The sequence below is a fragment of the Guptibacillus spartinae genome (genome assembly GCF_028610625.1).
GTDB classification, from domain to species: domain Bacteria; phylum Bacillota; class Bacilli; order Bacillales; family Guptibacillaceae; genus Guptibacillus; species Guptibacillus spartinae.
The window spans coordinates 91602-118437 of the sequence record NZ_JAQQWU010000012.1 but is presented as its reverse complement, the minus strand read 5'-3'; the positions used below and the strand labels follow the sequence as shown (position 1 = coordinate 118437).

Annotated in this window: 27 protein-coding genes and 1 riboswitch; of the genes, 17 read left to right on the top strand and 10 right to left on the bottom strand. The window is 40.0% G+C overall.

What is annotated here, in order from left to right; genetic code table 11:
* Positions 1-131: 131 nt before the first annotated feature.
* A complete protein-coding gene (locus tag PQ511_RS18285) occupies positions 132-833 on the top strand; it encodes a cupin domain-containing protein (protein WP_273853370.1) in 702 nt (233 codons plus the stop codon).
* Between the two features lie 221 nt (positions 834-1054).
* Here PQ511_RS18285 and PQ511_RS18280 read toward each other — a convergent pair whose 3' ends face one another.
* From PQ511_RS18280 to PQ511_RS18245, 8 genes are all read right to left on the bottom strand, one after another.
* On the bottom strand, positions 1055-1921 hold the full coding sequence (locus PQ511_RS18280; RefSeq protein ID WP_273853369.1) for an ATP-binding cassette domain-containing protein: 867 nt from the start codon (positions 1919-1921) through the stop codon (positions 1055-1057).
* Positions 1922-1931: 10 nt separating this feature from the next.
* Positions 1932-2726, bottom strand: coding sequence for a hypothetical protein (locus PQ511_RS18275; RefSeq protein WP_273853368.1), 795 nt, complete (start codon positions 2724-2726; stop codon positions 1932-1934).
* Entirely contained in the window at positions 2707-3273 is a 567-nt protein-coding gene (locus PQ511_RS18270) for an RNA polymerase sigma factor (protein ID WP_273853367.1), read from the bottom strand. Before PQ511_RS18270 ends, PQ511_RS18275 begins: the two co-directional genes overlap by 20 nt.
* A complete protein-coding gene (locus tag PQ511_RS18265) occupies positions 3270-5420 on the bottom strand; it encodes an ABC transporter permease/M1 family aminopeptidase (RefSeq protein ID WP_273853366.1) in 2151 nt (716 codons plus the stop codon). Before PQ511_RS18265 ends, PQ511_RS18270 begins: the two co-directional genes overlap by 4 nt.
* 101 nt (positions 5421-5521) lie before the next feature.
* Positions 5522-6385 carry an ATP-binding cassette domain-containing protein gene (locus tag PQ511_RS18260; RefSeq protein WP_273853365.1) on the bottom strand — a complete coding sequence of 288 codons (864 nt, stop codon included), beginning with the start codon at positions 6383-6385 and terminating at the stop codon, positions 5522-5524.
* A 104-nt stretch (positions 6386-6489) separates the two neighbouring features.
* Entirely contained in the window at positions 6490-7131 is a 642-nt protein-coding gene (gene trhA / locus PQ511_RS18255; RefSeq protein WP_273853364.1) for a PAQR family membrane homeostasis protein TrhA, read from the bottom strand.
* A 72-nt stretch (positions 7132-7203) separates the two neighbouring features.
* Entirely contained in the window at positions 7204-7383 is a 180-nt protein-coding gene (locus tag PQ511_RS18250; RefSeq protein WP_273853363.1) for a hypothetical protein, read from the bottom strand.
* A 62-nt stretch (positions 7384-7445) separates the two neighbouring features.
* Entirely contained in the window at positions 7446-8933 is a 1488-nt protein-coding gene (locus tag PQ511_RS18245) for an FAD-dependent oxidoreductase (protein ID WP_273853362.1), read from the bottom strand.
* A gap of 340 nt (positions 8934-9273) precedes the next feature.
* Between PQ511_RS18245 and PQ511_RS18240 the strand changes: the two genes are divergently transcribed.
* From PQ511_RS18240 to PQ511_RS18200, 9 genes are all read left to right on the top strand, one after another.
* The gene (locus tag PQ511_RS18240) at positions 9274-9606 is read left to right on the top strand and encodes a hypothetical protein (RefSeq protein ID WP_273853361.1); all 333 of its coding nucleotides are present in this window, start codon (positions 9274-9276) and stop codon (positions 9604-9606) included.
* 45 nt (positions 9607-9651) lie between these two features.
* Positions 9652-9921 carry a YusU family protein gene (locus PQ511_RS18235; RefSeq protein ID WP_273853360.1) on the top strand — a complete coding sequence of 90 codons (270 nt, stop codon included), beginning with the start codon at positions 9652-9654 and terminating at the stop codon, positions 9919-9921.
* Positions 9922-10236: 315 nt separating this feature from the next.
* Complete coding sequence (locus PQ511_RS18230; RefSeq protein WP_273853359.1) at positions 10237-11151, top strand: proline dehydrogenase; 915 nt, start codon at positions 10237-10239, stop codon at positions 11149-11151.
* 187 nt (positions 11152-11338) lie between these two features.
* Entirely contained in the window at positions 11339-13735 is a 2397-nt protein-coding gene (locus tag PQ511_RS18225; RefSeq protein ID WP_273853358.1) for a 3-hydroxyacyl-CoA dehydrogenase/enoyl-CoA hydratase family protein, read from the top strand.
* 19 nt (positions 13736-13754) lie between these two features.
* The gene (locus PQ511_RS18220; RefSeq protein ID WP_273853357.1) at positions 13755-14930 is read left to right on the top strand and encodes an acetyl-CoA C-acetyltransferase; all 1176 of its coding nucleotides are present in this window, start codon (positions 13755-13757) and stop codon (positions 14928-14930) included.
* 26 nt (positions 14931-14956) lie between these two features.
* Entirely contained in the window at positions 14957-16741 is a 1785-nt protein-coding gene (locus PQ511_RS18215; RefSeq protein ID WP_273853356.1) for an acyl-CoA dehydrogenase FadE, read from the top strand.
* A 233-nt stretch (positions 16742-16974) separates the two neighbouring features.
* The gene (locus PQ511_RS18210; RefSeq protein WP_273853355.1) at positions 16975-17334 is read left to right on the top strand and encodes an arsenate reductase family protein; all 360 of its coding nucleotides are present in this window, start codon (positions 16975-16977) and stop codon (positions 17332-17334) included.
* A 97-nt stretch (positions 17335-17431) separates the two neighbouring features.
* Positions 17432-17821, top strand: coding sequence for a glycine cleavage system protein GcvH (gcvH, locus tag PQ511_RS18205; RefSeq protein WP_224592351.1), 390 nt, complete (start codon positions 17432-17434; stop codon positions 17819-17821).
* 136 nt (positions 17822-17957) lie between these two features.
* Positions 17958-18203, top strand: a complete 246-nt coding sequence (locus PQ511_RS18200; protein ID WP_273853354.1) for a YusG family protein — start codon at positions 17958-17960, stop codon at positions 18201-18203.
* A 219-nt stretch (positions 18204-18422) separates the two neighbouring features.
* On the opposite strand, the gene PQ511_RS18195 is transcribed toward PQ511_RS18200, so the two are convergent.
* On the bottom strand, positions 18423-18926 hold the full coding sequence (locus PQ511_RS18195) for a peroxiredoxin family protein (RefSeq protein WP_273853353.1): 504 nt from the start codon (positions 18924-18926) through the stop codon (positions 18423-18425).
* A 139-nt stretch (positions 18927-19065) separates the two neighbouring features.
* Between PQ511_RS18195 and PQ511_RS18190 the strand changes: the two genes are divergently transcribed.
* From PQ511_RS18190 to PQ511_RS18170, 5 genes are all read left to right on the top strand, one after another.
* Entirely contained in the window at positions 19066-19593 is a 528-nt protein-coding gene (locus PQ511_RS18190; protein ID WP_273853352.1) for a TraR/DksA C4-type zinc finger protein, read from the top strand.
* Positions 19594-19733: 140 nt separating this feature from the next.
* The gene (locus PQ511_RS18185) at positions 19734-20063 is read left to right on the top strand and encodes a toprim domain-containing protein (RefSeq protein ID WP_224592355.1); all 330 of its coding nucleotides are present in this window, start codon (positions 19734-19736) and stop codon (positions 20061-20063) included.
* 72 nt (positions 20064-20135) lie between these two features.
* Positions 20136-20438, top strand: a complete 303-nt coding sequence (locus PQ511_RS18180) for a thioredoxin family protein (protein ID WP_273853351.1) — start codon at positions 20136-20138, stop codon at positions 20436-20438.
* A 350-nt stretch (positions 20439-20788) separates the two neighbouring features.
* Positions 20789-21553, top strand: a complete 765-nt coding sequence (sigI, locus tag PQ511_RS18175) for an RNA polymerase sigma-I factor (RefSeq protein WP_273853350.1) — start codon at positions 20789-20791, stop codon at positions 21551-21553.
* Positions 21554-21575: 22 nt separating this feature from the next.
* Complete coding sequence (locus PQ511_RS18170) at positions 21576-22844, top strand: anti-sigma factor domain-containing protein (RefSeq protein ID WP_273853349.1); 1269 nt, start codon at positions 21576-21578, stop codon at positions 22842-22844.
* A gap of 75 nt (positions 22845-22919) precedes the next feature.
* Here PQ511_RS18170 and PQ511_RS18165 read toward each other — a convergent pair whose 3' ends face one another.
* Positions 22920-23339 (bottom strand): TlpA family protein disulfide reductase, encoded by a 420-nt coding sequence (locus tag PQ511_RS18165; protein WP_273853348.1) that lies wholly within the window; start codon positions 23337-23339, stop codon positions 22920-22922.
* A 233-nt stretch (positions 23340-23572) separates the two neighbouring features.
* Positions 23573-23683: riboswitch (SAM riboswitch) on the top strand.
* A 103-nt stretch (positions 23684-23786) separates the two neighbouring features.
* Here PQ511_RS18165 and metX point away from each other — a divergent pair.
* Positions 23787-24875: a homoserine O-acetyltransferase MetX gene (gene metX, locus PQ511_RS18160; protein ID WP_273853347.1), complete on the top strand. Its 1089-nt coding sequence runs from the start codon at positions 23787-23789 to the stop codon at positions 24873-24875.
* Between the two features lies 1 nt (position 24876).
* On the top strand, positions 24877-26175 hold the full coding sequence (locus tag PQ511_RS18155) for an O-acetylhomoserine aminocarboxypropyltransferase/cysteine synthase family protein (RefSeq protein WP_273853346.1): 1299 nt from the start codon (positions 24877-24879) through the stop codon (positions 26173-26175).
* The last annotated feature ends 661 nt before the right edge of the window (positions 26176-26836 follow it).

The following is a 26836-nucleotide window of genomic DNA, read 5'->3' as shown; positions in this document are numbered from 1 at the left end:
ACGTACTGAATGACATCAGTGCGTTTTTTTCTGTTCTATAAATGGCAAAATAGTTCAGTATTTTAAATTTAACGTACACACCCGGTACAAATGCATAGGATATTTTATGATTTGTGAAGGGATTGAAAAAAATGTACGCAAATGCTAATTCTTTTGGATCACAAAATAGTCAGGGGAGTAGAGAATTTAAAGATTATGGTCCGAAACCTTTCGTAGCCAATATAAATGAAGCTACATTGCAAAACGATACGTTTCGAACGGCTTTGTGGACGGGTGACCATTTACAACTAACATTAATGAGCATCGACGTTGGAGAAGATATTGGATTGGAAAGACATCCAAATTTAGATCAATTTTTACGTATTGAACAAGGTCAGGGTAAGGTACAAATGGGAAAACGGAAAAATGCTTTGAACTATGAGAAAGAAGTTTACGATGACTATGCTGTTTTTATTCCGGCCGGTACTTGGCATAACCTAACCAATACTGGTGATGTTCCAATAAAGCTTTACTCCATTTATGCGCCACCGAACCATCCGTTTGGAACGGTTCATGAAACGAAAGAAGATGCCATTGCAGCGGAAGAGCGAGCTAAAAAAGTGTTTGGCAAAACGCCTGATGAGTGGGTTGAATATACGGAATACCTTGTAAATGAAGGATTGGAAGATGTAAAAAGAGGCATAAACGCAACGCACATACTTCAAGAATTTATTTTAATGGGAGTGCTGGTAGGTAAGGGTTATTCTCCTGAGAAGGCATACGAAGTAGTGGAAGAATGGGAACGTACTGGAGAATCGAAACTTCTTCAAAAAAGCAAGAAATTATCTACGTAACACGTGTAGGCTAGTTAAATTATCCCCTAAAAGTGATGGTTCTTTTAGGGGATTTCTCTATTAACGCTACTATATGGTCTATTGTTTGGAATTTTTTTGATCGTCAGTACTCTTTCTCGCGTCTCTCTTCTTCATTACTTCAAGCTTCTCAATCATATGCTTGTAGTCAAGTTGGCTAATATTTGGGTAACTGTTGATCTTCTGTCTGATCTCCTTTGTGATCATAGTTTTAATCGTCCCCGGTCTCTGGATTTTTTGCGAATAAAGTAAGCATCTTCAATGGTGACTTCTACCTCTTTAAAATGAGCGAATGGTTTTGATACATCCATATATTTAATGAAGTAATATTGGGGTTCTCGTTTCATATGAATCACTCGTTCGGAATCGAGATCCGTGATTTGAGAAAGGAGAATGTGACCTTGCCAAACACGTAAAGGAAGCTGTGATTTCCAAAGCGGAGTAGAGCCATTAAAAATGACTTTTCCTTCTTGAAGCCAGATCACATCATCCGCAATATCTTCCCATTCGTTTAACTCATGGGTGGCGATTAGGACAAGTCTCGTTTTAGCATATCGAGATAAAAGGGAGACCACATTTTTACGCTCTCGACTATCTAAATAGTTTAAGGGTTCATCAAGTAGCAAAATAGGAGGACAATTAAGTATGGCCTGAGCAATACCAACTCTTTGCTTCAAACCTTGTGAAAGGGTCTTTATTTTCACATGTTTCACGTCCTGAAGGTGAAGCGCCACTATCGTTTTTTCGATAGCCTCCTCATTAACCCCCCCTTTTAGTTCACTCATGTAGCGTAGAAAACGAGTTACTTTCATTTCTTCATAAAGCTCAATCCCAGTAGGCAGAAATCCGATGTTTTTCCGTATAAATGGAAGGGCATCGTCTATTGTTTTCCCACCGTACTTAATCGTACCTCGATGGGGCTTTAATGCAGTAGCAATTAGTTGAAGTAATGTGGATTTACCAGATCCATTTTTGCCAACTAAAATGGTGATGCCTTTGCCTAAATCTAATTCAGGAATAGAGAGAGCAAATTGTTTTCGAGTATGCTTGATGTTATCAATTTGTATCATTCACGATCCCTCACAAATAAGAGAGACGTAAACTTTTCCGATAAGATAAGAAAAGCATTCCGACGCCTAGGCTAAGAATAATGAGGTAAGAAACGATAAACAAGATGTTCTGATGAAATGCTTCACCAGAAATGGCATACACCGTATAAGGTAAAACAAGAAACGTTAATACCCATCCAATTAGCGCTGCAATAAAGCCCGCAATGACTCCTTTATGAAACAGCACAAAGGCAAGCAAACCGGTTAGGAAGAGAAGTGGTGCAAACCAATGCAACAGAAAAGTAGCGGGATTGATCATCGTATTATCCTTTACAATGTAAAGCGTTGATAACAGCGCAAGACCAATGTTCATTACTAGGACAACGAGTAGTTTACTTAATAGTAAAAGAGCAGGCGGGAATGGTGTGATTGATTCGACCATGCGCATTTCTTTATTCCACGTTTTATAACTATAAAGGACTCCAAAAAGTAAATAGATTGGAACAACGATAGGAAATAAACTATCTGATTCCATACTTCCAGAAGAAATGACCGTTAGCATGGCGAAAATCAATAAGCTGATCAACCAGTACGCCCAGTGATAAGAGCTGAATTGATTCAAACATTGTTTTATAAGTGAAGGTTTTGATGGTTCAGTTTCCTGTTCGAAGTCAAATTCAGACGGTTTTAATTGATCAAAAGAATCTTGTAAAGAAATAAGGAGTTTTTGTGTATCCTCAGAACGTGGTGACGTAGCCAGATAGGATTTGAGCGGTTGTTCTAAATCATCTTCTAGCTTTTCTAACTCAAGATCGATGTTTTGCATGGCTAACTTCCTCCTTTCGTACTAAAGAAGCTTTTAGTTTCTTTAAGGCATGAAATAAGTTCGATTTAACAGTACCAAGCGGCAGTTCTAATGTTTCAGCAATTTCTTGATACTTTAACTCCTGATAGAAACGTAAATAGACAATTTCTCTTTGGGTTTCTGATAAGGTATCCAGTTTTTTAAGAAATTCAACTCGTGATTCCTGTCGTTCAAATAGTTCAACAACAGAAGGCTCTTGATCAGGCTGATCAGGTATAAAGTCGAGAATTTGTTTTTCTGATTTAAATCCTGCACTTTTCCAATAGTCTCTGCACTGATTTGTGGCGACTTGATAGAGCCATGGCTTTATTTTTTCAGGAATTTTCTTGGACTTCAGCTGTTTGATTAACTTTAGAAAGGTTTCTTGAACGACATCCTCTGCCTTTTTTCGATCGCGCAACATTCGTTCAAGATAACCAAGAAGTGGTGCATGGTAGCGATGTACAAAGGCTTCAAAAGCAGCTTGATTTCCTCGTGCCATTGCGGTTACTAATTCTTCATCTGTCATGAACCTTTCTCCTTTCGCGTCTGACTTTCTTGCATTACTTCATCCCAGATTCGCGCCCACTCTTCGAAAAGGATGAGCGTAGAAGGTTTGCGGAATAAGGAGAAATCGGAAGGGAATCCCGGATCAATCCATTCTTCACTGTAGATGCGGTTAAGCACTTCTTTTACTTGCTTTTCTTTTCCAGACTCTACGGCAGTCTTAATCATAGAAAATATTCGATTTGCTTCAATTTCTTCCTCACTATAATTCTCAATTGGAATGGCGTCGTTAACTGTAACCACCATGCTCTTAATCGCGGAGGCATTTTCTTCATTTCCATGATCGATTTCATAAAGGTAAGTATAAGCACTAAGAATCGTGCTGGTCACCAACTCCCCTTCGTCGTAACCATATATTTCTGTACGATCATGTAAAAGGTTGATTTGAAGAAACAATTTCATTAAGTAGGGTTCATCGAGTTGATAGAAGGATGACTCGCTCAAAAGATAGTTTTGGTCAATAAACCCTTGTTGCCTCATATAATTTGCCCAGCGAATATTTTCGACAGGTAGGATAAAGAGATGTCTCATCGGCTCGATTTCTTTCGTAAGGTAGTGCTCAGTATAAAGAAGACGTTCGTCCAACTCATCCATTAATGTTTGAGCTCGTCTCTTGTTATAGCTGGTTGTGACAATCGAAAACGGAAAATGATCTGATGTTACTTCTACTAGATCGCCCGAGTAAAGGTCAAGTTTGGCGGTTTTTCCATGGAGTTTGTATGTTCCCTCTGAAGATTGAAATTCTTCGATTGTTCCAAACGTGGGGGAGGGCCCATTCATGGTAACGTTAAATTCCGCTCGATTGTTCATTCCTACATTGGTTTGTGATTCGCCATTCCTATCATAAAGATATTGATGTCCAGGCAAAGGATACCAGGCGGATTGAGAGGGCATGATGATCTGGTTGCGGTCTACATATCCTGGATAGAATTCTTGACCGTAGTTAGAGGCCCAAAGCTTATAAGTTCCCTCGTAATTCAATTGAATGACAGGTGTGTTTGTTTGATCAGGTAATGAAATCGTTATAAAATCATTACTTCTTGTAAATGGAACGGGCTGTTGATCGATCTTCACGTTTTTAACCTTAAAAGTTTGATTTAATGTGAGTTTGATGACATCCCTCGTTGAAAGTTCAGTTTCTGAGAGGGTGAGGCGTGCTTCAACATCAAGCGAATCCTCATTTTGTTGATCGATTGAAAGATCATATTCCTTAATGTCAAAGCGATCAGGTTGATAAAGAGCTCCTTCACCTTCTAAAACGCCATTTGTTTGAGGAGCCGGAGGGAATGTCATGTAGCTATATTCACCATCTTGCCCACTTGTCATAAAAGGTGATTCTTCTTTTATCTCGTTAAATCCTCTCATCCTTTCATTCCAGAAAGATGCGTAAGGAAGGTAAGAAAGGAGAACGAGCCCGGCACTTAGAATTAGTAACCCTCTCCATAGCCTGTCGTATTGATGTGGCCTACGCATATTAAGAGTAAAGATGATCAGTACAAGGAGAAAGGCTGAAACCGTCGTAACAAAGAGACGCTGCAACTGTATTTCCTCTTTCATTAATTGAATGCCCCATGTGCCGTTAATAAGAACAGAATCAACAAATAAGTACGTAAGGTGAAAGACTTTTAAATAAAAGAGGTCTCCCTGGTTAATAATGAAAATCTCCATAAAGAGCGTTCCAAACATCCAAGCGCAGAACGCGATTAAATAGACAAACCGATTTTTAATGAAAACCGATAAAAGCATGCCAAGCGATAAGCTAATCAAAAAGGTCACTTCATATTGAATAAAGAAAAATTTCAAAATCGCAATGGTTTCTTCAATGGCGATGTTCTCACTCGTCGCAACTAGAAAGTAAGTGGCGGTCATGAGAACCGTAAAGATCGTCATATAGAGAAGGGCGGATACAAATTTAGCAGCTATAAAAATAAAATTAGATACAGGAAAGGATTGATGCCATTCAAACGATTCATTTCCTACATCGCGCCGAATGAGGTAGACTCCAATAAGAATACATAAGCCGGTGACAAGAATGAAAATGAGCGAGTGAGTGGTTTCGTAAGTCGTTCGATAGAGATTTCCGTGAATCCCTTCCTGATTCGTATTCATGCTCAAAAGTAACCAAATGAAGTAAAGGAATGGAAGAGGCGTGAAAATCCAACTTTTAAACAAAAACGACAATTCAAGTTTGAATTGAACAATCCATTTTCTCATGTGCCATCACGCTCGATCAGTGCCATATAGCCTTCTTCAAGTGTTGGATTGACAGCCTCAGCGAAGTCAAAGGGCGCCACAGGAGAAATCGCACGACAATGTAATCCTTCTGCTTTTCGCTTTGTTAACGTCATTTGAAGTCCAGTAAGGCGATTCCAATCCTCATCTTCAAGATCAAATTCCCACACAAGACCGTTCCCTTTGCTCTGTAGCTCAGAAGGTGCCCCGGTAAAAATCACTTGTCCTTTATTTAAAACGATTAAGGTGTCACAGCTCGATTCAATATCTTCTACGATGTGCGTGGATAAAATGACAGTTCTTCTACTTGATACGTCTGCCATGAGATTGCGGAAACGTAACCGCTCTTCAGGATCGAGACCTGCTGACGGTTCATCAAAGATCATCAGGGCTGGTTCACCATACAGTGCCTGGGCAATACCTAGCCGCTGCTTCATTCCATTCGAGAACGTCTTGATTTTCTGATTTTGTTGATTTCTTAAGTTAAGAGCATCAAGTAAACGGTTCTTTTCTCTTTCATGATCATAAAACCCATCCCGCTTTAGCTGTCCCACATAATCAAGAAACTCGGATGCAGTAAGCTGTGGATACAGCTGAAAATGTTGGGGAAGGTAGCCTATATCTTTGCGAACGCTTGAAGCTTCCTTTTGAATCGAATAACCATTAACCAAAATATCTCCAAAAGAAGGTTTTGATACAGCGGCAAGCATTCTCATAAACGTAGTTTTTCCAGCACCATTAGGCCCAATTAGCCCAATCATTCCTCCTTCAATGGTTAAATTAAGGTCATGGAGGACTTTCTTTTTCATAAACTTCTTGGTTAGATGAGATACTTCAATCACAGGTTTTCATCCTTTAAACATTTTTCTACTGCTAAGACGATTGTTAGCGTAAAAAGGTTTTGTCCAACAAAAAACCCCTGCACAATTCGTGCAGAGGAATAGCTTTACAACGGTAAAACATAAAACAGAACACAGAAGAAATGAGCGAGTGTCCCGCCTACAACAAATAAATGCCAAACAGCGTGATGGTATTTAAACGCTCTCCATACATAGAATACGGCACCAATCGTGTAGAGAATCCCGCCAATGATGAGAAGCATCATCCCGTTAGGATGTAAGTTCTGTGTAAGTGGATTCCAGGCAAGCACGATAAGCCACCCCATAAGAACGTAAAGAATCGTAGAAATAAAAAGAAATTTTTTAACAAAATAAGCTTTGAAAACTGTTCCAATTATGGCAAGGCCCCACACAATTCCGAATAATGTCCAGCCAAGCGCGCCTTCAATTACGATAAACAGGAAAGGTGTATAAGTCCCTGCGATAAAAAAATAAATGGAAGAATGATCAAGTATTTCAAAAAAGTCTTTTGCTTTTCCAGCGGGAAAGCTATGCACGAGAGTAGATGCTGTATAAAGCAACAGCATTGTTGTACCGAAAAGCGTAAAGCTAACAATATGCCAGGCCGTTCCATAAAGAGATGCAAAGACAATTAGTATGACGAGAGCAGCCAGACTAATGATCGCTCCAATTCCATGGGTGATATAATTTGCGCGTTCTTCACCAACTGTAAACGTATGAGTTGTCATATGCATCATTCCTTTAGATCAATTACTAGAAGTATACTACAGGATTCCCCACACGTCATTGATGGGAGTGGATTATTTCTTTTGATCACGAAGTTTTTCAGCTTCTTTTAAGAGATGATACGTATAAAAATCTTTTTCCTCAACTTGTTCGGTGATCGCTTCCATTACAAGGAATTCTTCCGCAATTTCTTCTTTCATAGAAGTGAGAAGTTTTTCACTATCCGAAGTGACTAATTTATTCTTTTCATTCACAGCCATTCGCTCCTTCAACATAAAATGATAGTATCATTCTGCCAAAGAATACCGAATTTATTCTAAATATGCTTTCTTTTCTTGGTATCTTTCAAAATGGATCGATAGACATGGTAACCGCTCGTCGATACGCCGATCGTCCCAGCGCCAGGAAATACACTGTCGCCACAAAGCCAGAGTCCATCTAGCCCAGTCCGATGAGAAAGACTGTTAAAAAGACTATATTCGTTAGTTTGGGGAAAGCCACCGACCATGCCTTTCGGTCTTTTCGTAAAACGCTCCCATGCGCGAGGGGCGCCGGTCATTTGTAACTCAATTCCGCTCCGTACGTTTGGAATGACACGTTCGATTCCAGTAAGCATCTTTTCGGTCAGTTCTTGTTTATAGCGATCGTATTTTTCTTTTGTATCCCAGTGACGGAGTTCGGTATGTGTACTGACGGTTAAGGTGCGATAGCCGACCGGCGCACGGTTAATGTCGTTCGACTTTGATAGTGATAAAAAGAGATGATTTCCCTCCGTCATGTCTCCATCAGATGAAAGGACCTGGCTAAACAGCGCAGTATAGTTAGGAATGACTTTCTCATCTAAAGCGAGGTACATTGTAAATGCTCCCCATTGCGATAGTTGGCTTCTCTTTATTAATTTTGAAGGAAGCTGTTTTTGGAGTGGCTCTGGTAGAAGAGGAACAAAACTCTGTACAGGCAAGTTGGTCACCAGATGATCCGTTTTCCAACGTTCCCCTTTTTGATCAATGGCTACCCAACGGTTATGCTCGCGACGAATGGTTTGAACTTGTTTTCTGCGATAGGTTTTCCCGCCGTTATTCTCAATATATTGTTGAAGCATTTCAGCAACTCGATATAATCCACCTTCCGTGTAATACGCGCCTTCATGATAAATGTCGAGAGCAAGAGCGCCCATTAGGGCAGAGCAATCTTTACTTGTAGTTTGCATACTATCAATTAACTGTCCTTCTATGAAATGCATAAAGTCAGTTGCCTCCACTAAATGGTGTTTCTTGAGAAGGTCGCCCATTGTTTTTCTTAAGTACGGAAGAAGAAGAGGCGTGCCGGGTTTTAGAGACAGAAATAGTCCTTTCCATTCCGCTAATGTTACAGGTGGAACAACCGGGAGCGGATCAATTAGTTTGCGGATTTCTGCGCCTAATTTCCATATTTCCTTGTAGAAGGAAACAATCTTTTCTGCGTAATCTGGGAATTGAATGGCACATTCTGATAAGTGGCGGTTTCGGTCGGAGTAGTAAGGCATGACCCGACTATCCTGATAAACTCTCATAATTTCATCCATTGCTTTGGCAGGGAACGATAAACCTAATTCATTGAAGATACGATGATGTAAGCCGCCTTCTTCAAAGCCCATTCCCATCGTAGCGCCTACTGGAAAGAGGAAATCTCCTCTGCTGAACTTTCCAGCAGATCCTCCCCACTCATTCGATGCTTCAAGTATTGTCACTTGATAACCTTCTTTTGTCAGTAAGGCACCAGTCGTTAGTCCACCAATGCCCCCACCGATCACAATGATCTCCATCTTAATCCCTCCATGGTGCTCTGCATTCCATTTCCTTCTATTATAATGGCGAGCGAGATTCAAATCATGTCTGAGTGTGTCATAATGATGAAGAGGCTTAATGAAAATTCCATGTTTGTACCGGGGTACTTGTCCAGCCACTTAGAGTGAATCGACATAAGATAATGTAAAGAGTGAGGTCAGGTCCCCCCCTTTGTCAATACTCACTCTTTGTGACCCATAAGTTTGAGTCAGAATTTATTCTGACTTTTTTTTGTTGTAATAAAACGTGTTGTTTCATTTGTCGGCCCTCTATCAGAGGAATTTGTTTTCGAACCTTGTAAAGAAGGGGGAATCAGCCTTGCTTGAAATTATTGAAATTGGAACAAATGAGCATGGACGAGAGCTTACGATTCGAGAGCTTATTAAGGTTCTTGAAGAACATCCTCTCGATCCAGCCTTTGAAGAGAGCGGAAACTTTATTTTTCCATATCAACCCGTTCGTGATGCAAAACGCTATGAAGGTTGCCGAGCTTTTTTTGGCGACTTCGCGATGATATCCTGTCGTTTTTTTATTGTGACGGATGAGAAGGTACTAATAGACGAATTAATTAAGGCGATCAAAGAAAATCAAGAACGCATTGATTATGGAAGACTAAGAGATGTGCAGGTGAATGGTAGAGTCTCCTATTAAATATGCTATACTTAGGATATTCTGCGTGTGATTGGAGTGAAAGGAATGAGTCTTGAAACACTTCAGGAACAAGTTGATGGATTGATGGATAAATACACTGAGCTTCTCCTTGGAGATACAAGCCCTGAGCTAAAGGAGAAAGTAAAGCTGTGGGCTATGTATACGCATCTCTCCAAAACGATGCCTCCATTAGCGAAACATTGGAACCAAACATATCCTGATGCAAAAGATGCCATGAAAGAGTTGGTGGCTGAAATTAAAACTATGAACGAGGAGCACCGAAAAGCTCAAGCGTCAAATAAAGAAACTGATTAATGAAACCAGGATTTTTCTGGTTTCATTTTTTTATGGGGAGCAATAATTGAAGAAGGCAAAGTATCCAAGAGCAAAGGTTGTAAATATACTAGTGTATGGCTTTTACTTTTTGCTTAGTGGGGTATAGAGTAAATAAATAGTAAAATTTAACAACATTCATTCAAGAGAAAATCTATCAAAACTAGACGAATCTTTAGCATATCATGGTAGAATAGGAGTAGAGGCGAAATATGGCGGTATTTGATACCATATGCCGATTTTCTCCACAATATATTTTTTATAACGCTTTGTATGCGTTTTCATGGAGGGGTTATGATGGAACAAGTAATGCGTAATTTCTTTTTATACATGGGGAAGAATAGAGTAGCGACAAAAGTAGCGAAACGGTATGGTATGCGTTTTGGAGCAAGCCGCTTTGTAGCAGGTGCGTCTCTTGATAGCTCTGTGAACGCGATAAAAAAATTAAATCAAAAAGGATTGTCCGTTACAATCGATCATCTGGGTGAGTTTGTTGATAATGCAGCTGAGGCTAATGAAATGACAAATCACTGTATTGAAGCGATTGAGCGAATTGCATCAGAAAACCTTGATTCACAACTTTCTCTTAAGCTCACATCAATGGGGCTCGATATTGATGATGAGCTAACGATGAAGAATATGCGTCGCATTCTCGATGCCGCCGATCGCCACGATGTTTTTGTGACAATCGATATGGAAGATTTCGAGAGATGTGGAAAAACCATTGAAATTTTCACTAAGCTTAAGAAAGAATTCGCAAATATTGGAACAGTTTTGCAAGCCTATTTGTACCGAGTAGCTGACGATGTTGAGAAGCTGAACGAGCTCTCACCTAACCTCAGACTTGTGAAAGGGGCTTATAAAGAGTCCCATAAAGTAGCGTTCCCAGACAAAAAAGATGTTGATGAAAATTTTAGAAAGATTATTAAAATGCATTTGTTAAATGGAAATTATACAGCCATAGCCACTCACGATAACCAAATCATTGAATACACAAAGCAACTGGTTAAAGAATACAATATTCCGCATACACAATTTGAGTTTCAAATGCTCTATGGAATTTGTGTGGAAAAACAAGAAGAGCTTCTTAAAGAAGGTTACAAGATGCGTGTTTACGTACCTTATGGAAAGGACTGGTACGGTTACTTTATGCGAAGACTGGCAGAGCGACCTGCCAACGTAGCGTTTGTTTTAAAAGGAATGATGAAATAAGAGAGAGCGGACAAATGTCCGCTTTCATAATAAGCGTCAAAAGTATTCGTAAAATTTCGTTAAAAAAATAGGCGTGGTATATTGCTAAATTTCAGAATATATTTTATAGTATAGGAAGAGGAAATGATCTCGCTCTTTTTTTTGAGACAAAAATGAATGAGCATTCATTCAACAGGGGAGGTTCGCTATGACACGTAGCATTCATAAAGTAGCTGTATTAGGAGCAGGAGTAATGGGATCAGGCATTGCCGCCCACCTGGCGAATGTTGGAATTCCAAGTTTGTTATTGGATATTGCACCAAAGGAACCAAACGAGAAGGAAAAAGCCAAAGGACTTACGCTAGATGATCGCGCTGTCAGAAACAGACTTGCATCAGAGGCGATTGAGAAGCTAAAGAAACAAAAGCCAGCACCACTTTCGAAAAAAGATCACATTCAATTAATTGAAGCAGGAAATATGGAAGATGATATGGAACGCTTGCAAGAAGTTGACTGGATCATTGAAGTGGTTGTTGAAAACTTAGAAATTAAGAAAAAAGTATATGAAAAAGTAGATCAGTATAGACGACCTGGAACGATTGTAAGCTCGAATACATCAGGTATATCGGTTGAAGCCATGGCAGAAGATCGATCAGAAGATTTTAGAAAAAACTTTCTTGGTACGCATTTCTTTAACCCACCAAGGTATTTAAAACTTCTTGAAGTGATTCCTACGAAAGATACCGATCCAGAAGTTCTCTCCTATATGAAAACATTTGGTGAGGATACTCTTGGCAAAGGCGTCGTCGAAACGAAAGATACGCCAAACTTTATTGCGAATCGCATTGGGACATATGGACTCCTTGTAACAGTGAGAGAAATGCTAAACCGTGGCTATTCGGTCGGAGAAGTAGATTCAGTTACTGGTCCAGCAATCGGCCGTCCAAAAAGTGCCACGTTTAGAACACTTGATGTAGTTGGTCTTGATACGTTTATTCACGTAGCAAACAACGTTTTTGAACAAGTTGAAGGCGATGAAAAAGAAGTTTTCCGCATTCCTGAGTTTATGCAGGAGATGAAAGAAAAAGGCTGGATTGGAGCAAAAGCAGGTCAAGGCTTTTTCGTAAAGCAAAAAGGTGCAAAAGGTAGCGAAATTTTAGAGTTGAATCCAAAAACGCTTGAGTATGAACCAAGACAGAAATTAAAAACAGCTTCTGTTGAGGCGAGTAAACAAGCGAAGTCAAAAGCGGATAAACTGAAAGCGCTTGCTTATGCGGATGATCGCGCTGGTGAATTAATCTGGAACATTATGAAGCCTGTACTCCTCTATTCTGCTGAGAAAGCTTATGAAATTGCAGAAGATATCGATGCCGTCGATCGTGCAATGAAATGGGGCTTTGGCTGGGAAATGGGTCCATTTGAAACGTGGGATGCACTGGGAGTAGAGAAGTCAGTCGCTCGAATGAAAGAAGAAGGGGAAACGATTCCTGAATGGGTGGATCAGATGCTTGCTTCAGGTCAAACCACTTTCTATAAGCGGGAAGGCGCCACTCAATCTTTCTATCACAAGGGTGATCAGAAAGTAGTTGAAGAGAGTAAAAAGATTATTCATCTTAAAGGTCTAAAAGCTCAGAATCGTGTCATTAAGAAAAACACAGGCGCAACGCTTCTTGACCTTGGCGATGGCGTAGCAGGTCTTGAGTTCCATTCTCCAAATAATGCGATTGGGATGGATATTCTCCAGATGATCAATGAAGCTGTTGATGAAACAGAGAAGAATTTTGAAGGGCTTGTCATTGGGAACCAGGGTAAGAATTTCTGTGTTGGAGCAAACGTTGCTTACATGTTAATGGAAGCTCAGGATGATAATTTCTTTGAAATTGAAATGGTTGCAAGGAAGTTCCAGCAGTCAATGGGGCGTATCCGTTATGCGAAGAAACCAGTTGTAGCAGCGCCATTTCAGATGACGCTTGGCGGTGGAGCGGAAGTCTGTATGCCAGCAGCCTCTATTCAAGCATCATTTGAAACGTATATGGGTCTTGTAGAAGTAGGCGTTGGTTTAATCCCAGGTGGCGGCGGAAACAAAGAGCTTTATCTTCGTCAGTTAGAGCAAACACCTCCTGGAGTGAATGTCAATCTTACTGATATTGCGGCCAATGTATTCGAAACCATTGCAATGGCGAAAGTGTCCACGTCCGCACATGAAGCAATGGAGCGAGGGTTTATTCGCCCACAGGATGGCATTAGTGCGAATGCTGACCATGTCCTTCATGATGCGAAGGAAAAGGTGCTTTTCCTTGCTGAACAGGGCTATCAGCCGCCTGTTTCTAAAAAGATCCCGGTTGCAGGAGAAGCAGGATATGCTGCCATGCTAATGGGGGCGAAAACGATGAAGTGGAGCGGCTATTTGTCAGATCATGATTTGACGATTGCAACGAAGCTTGCTCACGTTATTGCAGGCGGGAAAGTAAAAGAAGGAACACTTGTTGATGAACAGTATCTACTTGATCTTGAGCGTGAAGCGTTCCTCAGCCTGCTAGGAGAGCCAAAAACGCAAGCAAGAATGCAGCACATGTTAGTAAAAGGAAAGCCGCTGCGTAACTAGTATGGAGGAGGGAAGTTTGATGAGAGAAGCAGTTATTGTATCTGGAGCTAGAACACCTGTAGGAAAAGCTAATCGTGGCACGCTTGCAAATATGCGACCTGATGATCTTGGGGCGATCACCGTGGCAGAAACGCTTAAACGGGCAGGCGGTTATGATGGTGAAATAGATGACGTGATTATTGGATGTGCCATACCTGAAGCGGAACAGGGGCTAAATGTAGCAAGAATGGTCGGGGCAAGAGCGGGACTTTCAGAAACGGTTCCAGCGATTACGATCAATCGCTATTGCTCCTCTGGATTGCAGAGTATTGCCTATGCAGCTGAGCGAATTATGCTTGGACAATCAGGAACTATTCTAGCAGGTGGCGTAGAGTCTATGAGTCTTGTACCTATGGGCGGGCATGTGATCAAGCCAAACCCTGCTCTTGTAGAAGAAAAACCGGAATACATTATGGGGATGGGTCATACGGCTGAAGAAGTGGCGCGTCGCTTTGAAATTAGTCGTGAAGACCAGGATGCTTTCGCGCTAAGAAGTCATCAGCGTGCTGCTCAAGCAATCAAAGACGGTAAATTCCAGGATGAAATTGTCCCGGTTGAAGTGACGAAGAAGTGGATTGATGAGAAAAACAAGCTACAAGAAAAGAAATTTCTTTTTTCTCAGGATGAGGGAGTACGTGCGGATACATCTCTAGACGTTCTAGGAAAATTGCGACCGGTCTTTAATGTAAGAGGTTCTGTTACAGCAGGGAACTCTTCACAAACAAGTGACGGAGCGGCGAGCGTCCTCGTCATGGATCGTGAAAAAGCGGAGAGCGAAGGATTAGCGCCAATGGCAAAATTCCGATCGTTTGCTGTAGCGGGAGTAGCGCCAGAAATCATGGGAGTTGGCCCAATTGAAGCCATCCCTAAAGCACTTCGTCTTGCGGGACTTGAGCTATCAGATATTGGATTGTTTGAACTAAACGAGGCTTTTGCTTCTCAATCACTTCGCGTTATTCGAAAGCTCGGTCTTGATGAAGACAAAGTGAATGTAAATGGAGGCGCCATTGCTCTAGGGCATCCACTTGGGTGTACTGGAACGAAGCTAACGCTAAGTTTAATTCATGAAATGAAGCGTCGTGGAGAACAGTTTGGTGTTGTCACAATGTGTATTGGAGGCGGCATGGGTGCTGCTGGTGTGTTTGAAATTCTATAAACAATGAAAATGGAGGAATGATCAGCATGTCTAATACGATGAACAAAACAATTAAAGGTGCGAGCTTTCTTGTTGAGGATCAAACGGCAGAAGATATTTTTACACCAGAGGACTTTTCTGATGAACATGTGATGATGGGGAAAACGACGGAAGACTTTGTTGTAAAAGAAGTCGTTCCAGAACTAGAAAAGATTGAAAACCATGAATTTGATATCTCTCGTAAACTTCTCGAGAAAGCTGGAGACCTTGGACTGCTTGGCGCAGATGTTCCTGAAGAGTACGGCGGTCTTGGGCTTGATAAAATCAGTTCATCCGTTATTACTGAAAAGTTCGCCCGCGCTCGTTCATTTTCTTTAAGCTACGGTGCCCATGTTGGAATTGGATCGCTACCGATCGTCTTTTTTGGTAACGAAGAACAAAAGAAAAAGTATCTTCCTGGTCTTGCGTCAGGTGCCAAGATTGCTGCTTACGCTCTAACAGAGCCAGGTTCAGGGTCTGATGCCCTTGGTGCAAAAACAACGGCGAAGCTTAATGCTGAGGGAACTCACTATCTATTAAGTGGAGAGAAGCAGTGGATCACAAACTCTGCATTTGCAGACGTGTTTGTTGTCTATGCGAAAATTGATGGCGAGCATTTTTCTGCCTTTATTGTAGAAAAAGACTCGAAAGGTCTTTCTACTGGACCAGAAGAAAAGAAAATGGGAATCAAAGGTTCTTCTACGAGAACGCTCATTCTCGATGATGTGGCTGTGCCGAAAGAAAACCTACTTGGAGAACCAGGAAAAGGGCATATCATTGCCTTTAACATTTTGAATGTAGGTCGTTATAAGCTTGCAGTAGGCACGATTGGTGCTATGAAGCGTAGCATTGAGCTCTCTGCCAAATATGCGCTAGAGCGTAAGCAATTTAATACACCTATTGCGAAATTCTCGTTAATTCAAGAGAAGCTAGCCAATATGGCTGTTGCCACATATGCAACAGAAAGCTCCACTTACCGTACAGGTGGCTTATTCGAACAGAAGCTTGGTAAACTTTCTGACGAAGAACAGAAGGATGGTTCGAAAGTGGCTGAAGCGATCGCTGAATATGCGATTGAATGCTCTCTTAATAAAGTGTTTGCTTCTGAATCACTTGATTACGTTGTGGATGAGGCTGTTCAAATTCACGGTGGCTATGGCTTCATGTCTGAGTATGAAGTTGAGAAAATGTATCGTGATTCACGCATTAACCGAATTTTTGAAGGAACAAACGAAATCAACCGTCTTCTTGTTCCAGGTACGCTTGTTCGTAAGACAATGAAAGGTGAACTACCTCTACTTGAAAAAGCTACAGCACTTCAAGAAGAGCTTATGATGCTTACACCTCAAGAAATCGGTGATGCACCGCTTGAGCAGGAAAAGCACCTTGTCGCAATGGCGAAGAAAATTATGCTATTGGCAGCAGGTACAGCGGTTCAAAAATATGGAAAAGCGCTTGATAAAGAACAAGAAGTTCTATCGAACATTGCGGATATCGTAAGTGAAGTCTACTCAATGGAGTCTGCTGTTCTTCGTACAGAAAAAGCGATTAACAAAACAAGCGCAGAGAAGCAAAATCAAAAGCTTCTTCTTACACAAGTTTTCTGTCAGGAAGCGTTCAATCGAATTGAGGCACATGCGAAAGAGACACTAATTGCGGTTGAAACAGGCGATTCTCTACGAATGATGATTTCTGCTCTTCGTAAACTCTCGCGCTACACACCAATTAATGTAATCGCGAAGAAACGTGAAATTGCAGCTACCGTTCTAGAGCAACAGCGCTTTACTGTCTAATTTGATTTAAGATTAAGGATTGTTTTAATCACTTCCAAACTAAATTCTCTTTTGTCCCTCCAACAATGGGGGGATTTTTTTCTCATGATTAGGAAAGATAAAGAGTGGTTAAATAAAGGAATTTTCCTTTTCGTGCCGAAAGCTAACTTTGTACAAGCTTCTGTATTTGTCCTTACACTCTCATGTGGTAAACTATCCATAGAATCACATGAAGTTCTTAAGGAGGAACAAGTTTGCCCATTACATTTTATGCCTATCCTAAATGCGGGACATGCCGTAAAGCCAAAAAATGGTTTGAGCAAAACGATGTGGAAGTAAATGAAATTCACATCGTAGAAAATCCACCATCAAAAAATGAATTAGCCACTATGGTTGATCAAAGTGGGTTACCAATCAAGAAATTTTTTAACACAAGTGGACAGAAATATCGAGAGCTTGGTTTAAAAGATAAAGTTGCCTCATCTTCTCAAGATGAATTGCTGGACATCCTATCATCGGATGGCATGTTAATGAAGCGTCCGCTCGTAACAGATGGAGAGAATGTGACAGTCGGATTTAAAGAAGATGTTTTTGAGGAAATGTGGAAACGATAAAATAGTTGCTTAATTAATAATAACTATTATACGATAGTTATTGTAATTAATATAATTGACCTTAATTAAGAGGAATTATTTCAGGGAGGAATTACCAATGAACTTACCAAAAGATTTTCGCTACTCAGAAGAACACGAATGGGTACAAGTACAAGAAGACGGAAACATCCGAATCGGCATTACAGATTTCGCTCAATCAGAACTTGGAGACATCGTATTTGTTGAACTTCCAGAAGAAGGCGACACCATCGAATCCGACGAGCCGTTTGGTAGCGTTGAGTCTGTAAAAACAGTATCCGAATTGTATGCACCAATCTCAGGCAAAGTTCTTTCTGTCAATGAAGATTTAGAAGACAGCCCTGAATTCGTTAATGATTCACCATATGAAAAAGCATGGATGGTTGTTGTTGAACCAACTGAGCCTTCTCAAATTGAAGAGCTTATGACTGCAGAAGCTTATGAAAAAATGGTAAGTGAAGACGAATAAGGCATCATTTTATGACGAAATGAATGATGAGTAAATAGGTTTCATCATAAACTCTAATCAATGGTTCTCTTTTGTTTAGTCATCTGTTAGTGAGATAGGCTGTATAGAAAGACACTATATAGAGGAGATGATCCCAATGATTGAAGCTCGTCCGATGGTAAGAATTGATGTCACGAATAAAATTTATGGTAAATTTGATCAAAAAGCGATGAATCTCTTTCTGAACAAAGAAAAAATCGGCCGTATTTTATTCTCTGATCAGGGCAATCGCTACGAATTATCAGACGGATACGAATTTGATCAAGATAAAATTTATCATTACGAACAAGCCCTAGAGCAAAATGTAAAATACGTAGAAGACTGCGACCTCGGCTGGTGTTAATAGGAAAAGCGAATGCGCCTGGTAATCCCCGACAAGCTTAAGGAGAGCCTAAATGTGGCGTTTTTGGCCACAAATAGGATTGACTTAAGACCTCGAGGGGATAGGCGCAGTAGCTGGACAGAAAAGCGAATGCGCCTGATAATCCCCGACAAGCTATGTCTTCACTTAACGACAGCATCTTGCTTTCTACATAAAAAAACGGCCCAATGGGCCGTTTTTTTATGCTTTGTTTTTACGAATGTATTTTATCGTTTTAATGAGACCATCTGCTGATGGACGTCCAAATGGGCTGGACTGGAGAAACTGTGCCATTAGTTTACCGTTCTCGTCAATTAAGAAAATGGCTGGTTCGCCGTGTTCCCCATGATCTTCATATGGGGCATCTTCACGATGCATCATAACCCCGTAAGAGTCGATTGCGGCATTTTCGTTGTCGCTTAATACTGGAAATTCTAGGCTGTGCTTTTCTTTCATTTTTCGAAGCGATTCCAGTTCGTCTTTTGCGATCGCAATTGGGTGTACGTCTAATTTTTGAAAAGCGCCTAAATGTTCTTGTAGTTCTTCTAGCTGTTCGTTACACACAGGACACCATTCACCTCTAAAAAAGACAAGCATATGCCAGCGATTATCTTCTTTTTGGTGCTGTTCAAACTGGAACAGCTCACCTTCTGTGTTAATGAGCGAAAAAGAGGGTGCCTGGTCTCCAAGGTTAAGTTTTGCCATTTTTACCACTCCATTCTTTAATCATATTGATTTATTTCCACGAGTTGAGCATGATAAAACATAATTGCGTGGTTTAACTGGACAGGTGTTAAGGGAAAATAGGTACTGGAAAAGAAAATGACCTATGGAGGTAATGATAATGGCTTTGTCGAAGGAAGAATTACAGCAATTTAAAAAACAACTACTTGGTTTAAAGAAAGAACTTCTAGATAGTGGTGCAAGTCACCGTGATGAAAATGCAGCATTATCTGAAGAAACAGGAGAATTAACATCGTACGATAATCATTTTGCTGATATGGCTTCTGAGTTGGACCAACGCGAGAAAGATATTACGTTAGAAGATGCGGCAAGAGAGCGATTGAGTTTAATCAATACGGCACTTGACCGTATTCGTGAAGGAAACTATGGTATTTGTGTGGATACTGGAGAAGAGATTGATAAGGAACGCCTTGAAGCCATCCCCTATGCTATTCGTACAAAAGAAGCACAGGATAAGTTAGAAGAGAACAAAGAAGATAGTCGACCAGATGATGAAGCTACTTTTGAGACTTCAGGTAATCGAGAAGATGATCGTCTACGTACAGTTGACGATCTTCAAAGAGAACACGGTAATTCAACTTCTGAAACGTATTTAGAAGAAGAGGACCCAGATAAAGAATCGGAATAATAATCGGTTACCTGGCTCAATAGCTGTTGTGTCATCACATCGCGTCGGTGATTCTAATGATAAAATGAAACGATTTACTTCCCACCACCATATGCTATAGCAATGCATTGATACGACAGCTTGAAATGGAGCGTTGTGCCATGAATGATAAAGTTATTATTGTTGAAGGAAAAACAGATAAACAGCAGTTAATGAGAGTATTAGATGAACCCGTTCATATTATTTGCACATATGGAACAATTAGCTTTGAGCGACTTGAGGAACTAAGTGAAGAGCTAGAGGAAAAAGATGTGTTTGTTTTGGTGGATGCAGATGATGCAGGTGAGAAATTGAGGCGGCAGTTAACTCGAGAAATCCCCCATGCAGAACATCTTTATATCACAATGCTTCATCGTGAGGTTGCAGAGACCCCGCTAAATTATTTAACAAGAATTTTAAGAGCAGCGAAGTTTAAAGTAGTAACAGTTTAATGTAAGAAATGATCACAGAAGGGAAGCATTTATCGCTTCCTTTTTTGCCTGATATGGATTGGAGCATGAGGAATGCAAGAAATCACTGATGAATTCTTATTAAGAAAATACTTACAAACAGAAGGAAGTATCCTATTTTTCTACACCCCTTTTTGTCAGACATGTAAAATAGCAGAGCGAATGTTACATATTGTTACAGAAGCAAAAGAAATGGAAGCCACTGTGTATACATGTAGTTTAAATTATTTTCCATGGGTTGCAGAAACTCTCGGAATACAAAGTGTTCCTGCATTAACAGTTATTGGTGGAAATGATGGTGATCGCACACTTTTTGCGTTTGAGTCAGTGATAAAAGTCGATGAATTTCTTAATTAAATGAAATTCGTTTGATGTTTTTTGACCATTCACTTGATATTTAAACGTTTTAAAAACCCTATTTAGATAGGATTATGCGAAGGTGTAATTTGCTGAAAATTAAGCAAGATTAATAATGATAAAATAATATAACAGGAAGTAAAGAAACAGTAACATTGTCATAAAATTGTATTTTCGTTGATGCTGATTGAGTGGTATAACTGAATAGAGTCACCATTCCACTGTTTTTGACGAATGGTGGCACATTTCATTTTCTAAACTATTATAAAATTTTCAAAACTAAAACATCTAAGAATTCAACCCGAAAAGCAGTTAGCTTGAAATCAACTGCAAGATGAGAGGTGTATAACATGACAACCATTTCAATCAGCGCATTAGGAAATTTCGCTACTAAAAATGAAAACAAAAATGAGAGTATTACTTTAGAAGATAAAGTTGACAGTATACAAAAAGGGAATCAGGCTTTACGAAATCAGCTCTTAGAAGACTATCAACCTTTTATTAAAAAGATCACGTCAAAAGTTTGTAATCGTTATATAAATCATTCGATGGATGAGTTCAGTATAGGGCTATCCGCTTTTAATGAAGCGATGGATCAGTATCGTAAAGGCCAGGGAAGCAGATTTTTAACGTTTGCCGATATGGTTATAAGAAGAAGAGTGATTGATTATATACGAAAAGAAGCGCGACAAAACAAATACATTTACCTTGAACCAGAGGAACTAGATGAAGAAGGGCGCCTAGAAGATAGCTTTGCAGAACAGAAAGCTGCACTTGACGTCTATGAAATTGAAAAACAGCGTGAAGTACGAATGTTTGAAATCGAGGAATATGAGCAGTTACTTAAGAAGTTTAGTATTACGTTCAAGGTTCTCAGCAAAAACTGCCCAAAACATATTGATGCAAGAGAAAACGCCAAGATGATCGCGAAATTAATTGCGGATGATCACGTTCTTTCAGGCTATCTATTAGAGAAAAAGCAGCTCCCTATAAAAGATTTGCTGGCACTCGTTACATGCAGTCGCAAAACGATTGAACGTAATCGAAAGTATATAATAGCAGTGGCATTAATTCATTTAGGTGGATTTAACGCGCTGAAATCGTATATACAGTAGTTGGATAAAAGGGGGCCAGGGGATGAAAAAAGGGGTCATTATGGACATTCGGGGAAGAAAGGCAGTTGTCTTAACTCCTGAGGGAGAATTTACAACTATCAATCTGAAGCGAAATCATACGTTAACAATCGGCTCTGAAATTAAACTTGCACCAAAACCACTTAATAAGAAAATAGGTTACTTTACCCCCTCTATGCCCACCCTGGCCGGTATGGCAGCAATTCTATTGTTAGTTGTCATCGTAACAGGCGTTATTCCTGTTAGACAAAATGATGCAGTTGCAGCCTATGTAAGCTTTGATATCAACCCAAGTATTGAGGTTGGAGTTAATTCTGATCTTGAAGTTGTTCAATATCAAGCATGGAATTCAGACGGTGAAGGGTTGAACTTAGAACGGGAAACAAAGAATATGCCACTTAACGAATTCGGAGGTTTACTTGTCTCCAAACTCGATAAAAAAGGCTATCTAGAAGAGAATCATAAATTACTCATTGTCGCTTCAAGCGTTGAGCAAAAGGGGATCAGCGAAAATCTTGAAACGATTATAAGAGGATTCGAGCAGAATGATGCACTTGTTAATCAAGCGGTTGCGATTACAACCATTCTTGATGCGGATTACAGCGCTCATGAAAAGGCGAATGAACTTGGACTATCTCAGGGAAAATACATGACTTACCTCGCTGCTGTCGATCGAGGCGCATCTTTATCCATCGACGAAGTGCGTGATCTTTCCGTGAGCAAAATGGATGAAATGCAGGCAGAAACCATGACCGCTACAGTGACGAATGAATCTGACAATTCTAGCGAGTCTAAAGTGAAAGAAACGCCAACACCGATTGAGGATTCAGTCGTACAATTAAATGAAAAAACAGTTGATTATCAACAGAACGAGAATGAAGAATTGATACTTGAAAGTGAAGATGCAGTTACCAAATCAAAAGATAAACCATCTGATCAAGAAGTAGAACTCAGTACTAATCAAGAACCAACTAGTTCTTCTAAAGTATCTAAAGCTCAAACAGACCACCAAAAAGAAGAAAAGAAACCAGAAAAAGTTGAAAAAAAAACGAGTACTAAATTAGCGAATGAAGAAAAAGAAAAGAAAAAAGCTGACAAGAGTCAGGGAAAGATTAAAAAAGAAAAAGAAAAAGCAGAAAAGAAAAATGAAAAGCAACAAGAAAAAGAGGGAAAGAAGAAAGAAAAAGAAATGAAAAAGAAAGAGAAAGAGAAAGAAAAACAGAAACAAGAAGATCATAAAGGCAAGTCTGAAGAAAAGAAGAAAGATAAGTAACGTATCACGCTATCATTTATTTTATATTCAAAAGTTAAGCCAGAGGGATCCCTCTGGCTTTTTTTCTATCTGTTCTTATGTCATGAGTGAAGGGAGAGCCTTTGCGATATCAAGAAATGAAGACTGATCATCAAAAACATTTACAATGTGATGATCTTTATTGAGTAGAACCGTTGTAGGAACTCCAGTACATCCGTAATCATCGTACGTTTCTCGACCATTGTCACGTAATACAGGAAAAGGAAGGTCGTTTTTTATCATAAATTCTTTTCCGGCTTCTTCTGATCGTTCTCGTCCAGTTACGTTTATTGTTAAGAAGGCTAGCTTTTCAAGATCAGCATGTTGATAAAACTGCTCTTTCATCGGCAAATCTTTCATACAGTCCGGGCACCATGAAGCCCAGAAGGTAATCATCACTGGTTTTCCAACAAAATCAGATAGACGAATGATGTCGCCGTTTTTAAGATCTTCTAATGCAAAGGAAGGGGCTTTCATCGTTATTCACCTCTTTTTTTAATGGTCTATCGATACTTTATCAAAAAGATCCTTCTAACGAAATGTTTAAAAGATATACTAGTTATATGTTAACCATTTTTAAGTAGGCAGTTATTCGTTTTAAAAAAGGAGTAAACACTTTGAGTGAAAAGAAGAAAAATTCCGAAAAAGTGTTTGACACTAATACGCCACCTTGCTAAAATAAACACAATTAATTAAAAATGAAATAGTCATACTTATCTAGAGAGGCGGAGGGACTGGCCCTATGAAGCCCGGCAACCGTCAAACCATTGTTGGTTTGAAAAGGTGCCAAATCCTGCAGGAGAAATCCTGGAAGATAAGCGAAGCTGATGAATGAATCAAGCCTCTCTGTCTTTCAGAGAGGCTTTTTATATTAGGCAAAAGAAATGCAGTAAGCTTGGAATGTTTGAAAGGAGAGGTAAGGGATTGGTTAGAGAGACGAGATACGAAGATCAGACTGTATCGATTGGTTCGTTAACGCTCGAATCAGGCAATGACCTTCATGACGTTAAACTTGCCTATGAACGTGTTGGCCCACGTGATGCACCGGTTATTCTAGTCTGCCATGCTTTAACAGGAAATCAGTATACAGTTGGGCATGAGGAAGAAGGTTGGTGGAAAGGGTTAGTCGGAAGCGGGAGTTATATCGATACGGCTGCTTTTCAAGTAATTACGTTTAATGTTCTCGGAGGATGTAACGGTTCAACAGGACCACAATCAATTAATCCGGTCACGAAAAGACGCTATCAAGCTGATTTTCCGTTTGTCTCTGTAAGAGATATGGTGCACTCACAGAAAAAAGCGCTTGAGAAACTAGGCATTCACCAACTTCATGCTGTCATTGGAGGATCTCTTGGGGGGATGCAGGTGCTTGAATGGGGACTGCTCTATCCGGATTGGATGACTCATCTTATTCCACTTGCCGTTACACCAACTCTTAATGCCTATGGAATTGCTTATAATGCTATTTCTCGCTATGCGATTACGAATGACCCAAACTGGGAGGAGGGTTATTACAGTAGCGATCATACACCAACATCTGGTCTAGCAACCGCAAGAATGATTGGAATGATCTCTTATCGAACAGATGAAATGTTCCACGAAAAATTTGGTCGAAGTCGTAAAGGTGCTTCACATGAGAATCATAAGGAACCAAAGTACAACGTTGAGTCCTACCTTCATTATCAAGGAAATAAACTTGTCGGCCGGTTTGATGCGAATAGCTATCTGTATTTGCTAAAAGCAATGGATAACCACGATATTAGCGAAGGTCGAGGCGATCTTAATTTCGTCAATAAAAGAATGAAAGCAAACGTTCTTGCAATTGGATTTAAAGGGGATTTGATCTATCCCCCAGAGGAATTAGAGAAACTTTTCTACCACGGTTCCTCCTCTCAATTTTACCTTGTGGATACAAAATTTGGTCATGATGGGTTTCTTGTTGAGTTTGAGAAATGGGGACCTCATATAAAGGAAAAAATCTTAATAACAAACAAAATCGAAGGAGTGAAGTGAAATGGCAGAAAAAAAATATAATCTAGAGACAATTGGTATTCACGGAGGGTTACAAGCTGATCCAGTTACGGGCGCTAGAGCATTGCCAATCTATCAATCCAACGCTTATCGATTTAACAATACAGACCATGCAGCCGATTTATTTGCTTTAAAAGAAGAAGGATTCATCTATTCACGAATTGGAAACCCAACAGTCGGTACACTTGAAGAACGAATTGCTCAGCTTGAAGGTGGTATAGGAGCGCTAGCCTTATCAAGTGGAATGGCAGCAATCACTACAGCGATTTTAAATGTTGCTAACAGTGGAGACGAAATCGTGTCAGCTTCTACTTTGTACGGTGGCACGTACAATCTGTTTTCAGCAACGCTGCCGAAATACGGTATTAAAACGAACTTTGTCGATCCTGAAAATGTTGACTCATTTAAATCTGCTATTACGCCAAACACGAAAGCTATATTTGCAGAGACGATTGGAAACCCAGGGCTTCATGTGCTGGATATTGAGAAAGTTGCTGAAATTGCCCATGAGGCAGGCATCCCTCTAATCATTGATAATACTTTTGCAACTCCTTATCTATGCCGACCACTTGAACATGGAGCGGATATTGTTGTTCATTCTGCTACGAAATGGCTTGGCGGTAATGGCTCAACGATGGGAGGAATCATCGTTGATGGTGGGAAATTTGATTGGAACTCACCTAAATTCCCTGGTTTTACTGAACCAGATCATACGTATCACGGTATTGTGTTCGCGGAAGCTCTTCCAGAAGCAGCTTACATTGTGAAAGCTCGGGTGCAACTGCTAAGAGATACAGGTGCTGCGTTAAGTCCATTTAATGCATTTCAGATTGCTCTTGGTGTTGAAACGCTTCACGTTCGCATGAAAGAGCATATCGTCAACACACGAAAGATCGTCTCATATCTAAAAGACAATCCAAACGTCGAGTGGGTTAGCTATCCAGAAGAGGAGAATCATCCATCCAATCAACTTGTTCCTCACTATCTTCCGAAAGGAGCCGGAGCAGTAGTTGTTTTTGGCATTAAGGGGGGGCGTGAAACAGGGGCAGGCATCATTAATGCCGTTAATCTGTGGTCGCACGTTGCAAATGTTGGAGATGCAAAAAGCTTGATTATCCATCCGGCAAGCACCACCCATCAACAGTTAAGTGCTGACGAGTTGGTGGCCTCAGGTGTACGAGACGATTTGATTCGACTCTCTGTCGGAATTGAACACATAGATGATTTGATTGATGATTTAGATCAAGCAATCGCAAAAGCAAAAGTGGAAGCTAGCGTATAAAGAAGATTTGTGAAAAGCCCTTTTCTTATTTATTTTGAAGAGGGCTTTTTCTATTGTTCAAATAACGTTTGCCTATTACACGACATCTGTAAATCCACGTGCCGCTAGCGAATATGCAATTTTAATAATGAATTTAGATAAATATACTCTCTCATAAATAAACGATATTACTACATCACTATAAAAAGAAAAGATAGAATTACAAATAGAGTGGAAGTAATGCTCGTACCTTCTATGGAAACATGATTAAATGGATCGATTTCTACAATGGCTCCAGCATAATTCCGTGAAATGATTGAAGCCATGTATTTACAACGAGTAAATAATTATGCAAGCGTTACAAGCCAGCTAGAAATGAGTGGACGAGTGTCAGATGTAAAGGGATACTCAAAGGTATGGAAACAATCGACACAATGTCTCTTTAACGAATCAACAATGTGTAAGCGCTTTTAACAAATTTACAATAAAAAATTTCGTGTGACCAAATCTCACGCATAGTAGGAGTGTAAGCGTTTACAAATAAACTGATATATCATAATTATCAAAAAACTTTGTTTTTAGGTGTTGACCTTACGTCCAAACCGGCGTAATATAATCCTCAATTAAACAAACAAAGTATTCAAATAACTCAAACACAAACGATAACAAGGCCTTTAAACTT

Excerpts from the sequence above, each read along its gene's own strand:
- PQ511_RS18285 (WP_273853370.1), top strand. The coding sequence starts at position 132 with ATGTACGCAAATGCTAATTCTTTTGGATCACAAAATAGTCAGGGGAGT.
- PQ511_RS18280 (WP_273853369.1), bottom strand. The coding sequence starts at position 1,921 with ATGATACAAATTGATAACATCAAGCATACTCGAAAACAATTTGCTCTC.
- PQ511_RS18275 (WP_273853368.1), bottom strand. The coding sequence starts at position 2,726 with ATGCAAAACATCGATCTTGAGTTAGAAAAGCTAGAAGATGATTTAGAA.
- PQ511_RS18270 (WP_273853367.1), bottom strand. The coding sequence starts at position 3,273 with ATGACAGATGAAGAATTAGTAACCGCAATGGCACGAGGAAATCAAGCT.
- PQ511_RS18265 (WP_273853366.1), bottom strand. The coding sequence starts at position 5,420 with ATGAATACGAATCAGGAAGGGATTCACGGAAATCTCTATCGAACGACT.
- trhA (WP_273853364.1), bottom strand. The coding sequence starts at position 7,131 with ATGACAACTCATACGTTTACAGTTGGTGAAGAACGCGCAAATTATATC.
- PQ511_RS18245 (WP_273853362.1), bottom strand. The coding sequence starts at position 8,933 with ATGGAGATCATTGTGATCGGTGGGGGCATTGGTGGACTAACGACTGGT.
- PQ511_RS18235 (WP_273853360.1), top strand. The coding sequence starts at position 9,652 with ATGAGTCTTGAAACACTTCAGGAACAAGTTGATGGATTGATGGATAAA.
- PQ511_RS18230 (WP_273853359.1), top strand. The coding sequence starts at position 10,237 with ATGGAACAAGTAATGCGTAATTTCTTTTTATACATGGGGAAGAATAGA.
- PQ511_RS18225 (WP_273853358.1), top strand. The coding sequence starts at position 11,339 with ATGACACGTAGCATTCATAAAGTAGCTGTATTAGGAGCAGGAGTAATG.
- PQ511_RS18220 (WP_273853357.1), top strand. The coding sequence starts at position 13,755 with ATGAGAGAAGCAGTTATTGTATCTGGAGCTAGAACACCTGTAGGAAAA.
- PQ511_RS18215 (WP_273853356.1), top strand. The coding sequence starts at position 14,957 with ATGTCTAATACGATGAACAAAACAATTAAAGGTGCGAGCTTTCTTGTT.
- gcvH (WP_224592351.1), top strand. The coding sequence starts at position 17,432 with ATGAACTTACCAAAAGATTTTCGCTACTCAGAAGAACACGAATGGGTA.
- PQ511_RS18200 (WP_273853354.1), top strand. The coding sequence starts at position 17,958 with ATGATTGAAGCTCGTCCGATGGTAAGAATTGATGTCACGAATAAAATT.
- PQ511_RS18195 (WP_273853353.1), bottom strand. The coding sequence starts at position 18,926 with ATGGCAAAACTTAACCTTGGAGACCAGGCACCCTCTTTTTCGCTCATT.
- PQ511_RS18190 (WP_273853352.1), top strand. The coding sequence starts at position 19,066 with ATGGCTTTGTCGAAGGAAGAATTACAGCAATTTAAAAAACAACTACTT.
- PQ511_RS18185 (WP_224592355.1), top strand. The coding sequence starts at position 19,734 with ATGAATGATAAAGTTATTATTGTTGAAGGAAAAACAGATAAACAGCAG.
- PQ511_RS18180 (WP_273853351.1), top strand. The coding sequence starts at position 20,136 with ATGCAAGAAATCACTGATGAATTCTTATTAAGAAAATACTTACAAACA.
- sigI (WP_273853350.1), top strand. The coding sequence starts at position 20,789 with ATGACAACCATTTCAATCAGCGCATTAGGAAATTTCGCTACTAAAAAT.
- PQ511_RS18170 (WP_273853349.1), top strand. The coding sequence starts at position 21,576 with ATGAAAAAAGGGGTCATTATGGACATTCGGGGAAGAAAGGCAGTTGTC.
- PQ511_RS18165 (WP_273853348.1), bottom strand. The coding sequence starts at position 23,339 with ATGAAAGCCCCTTCCTTTGCATTAGAAGATCTTAAAAACGGCGACATC.
- PQ511_RS18155 (WP_273853346.1), top strand. The coding sequence starts at position 24,877 with ATGGCAGAAAAAAAATATAATCTAGAGACAATTGGTATTCACGGAGGG.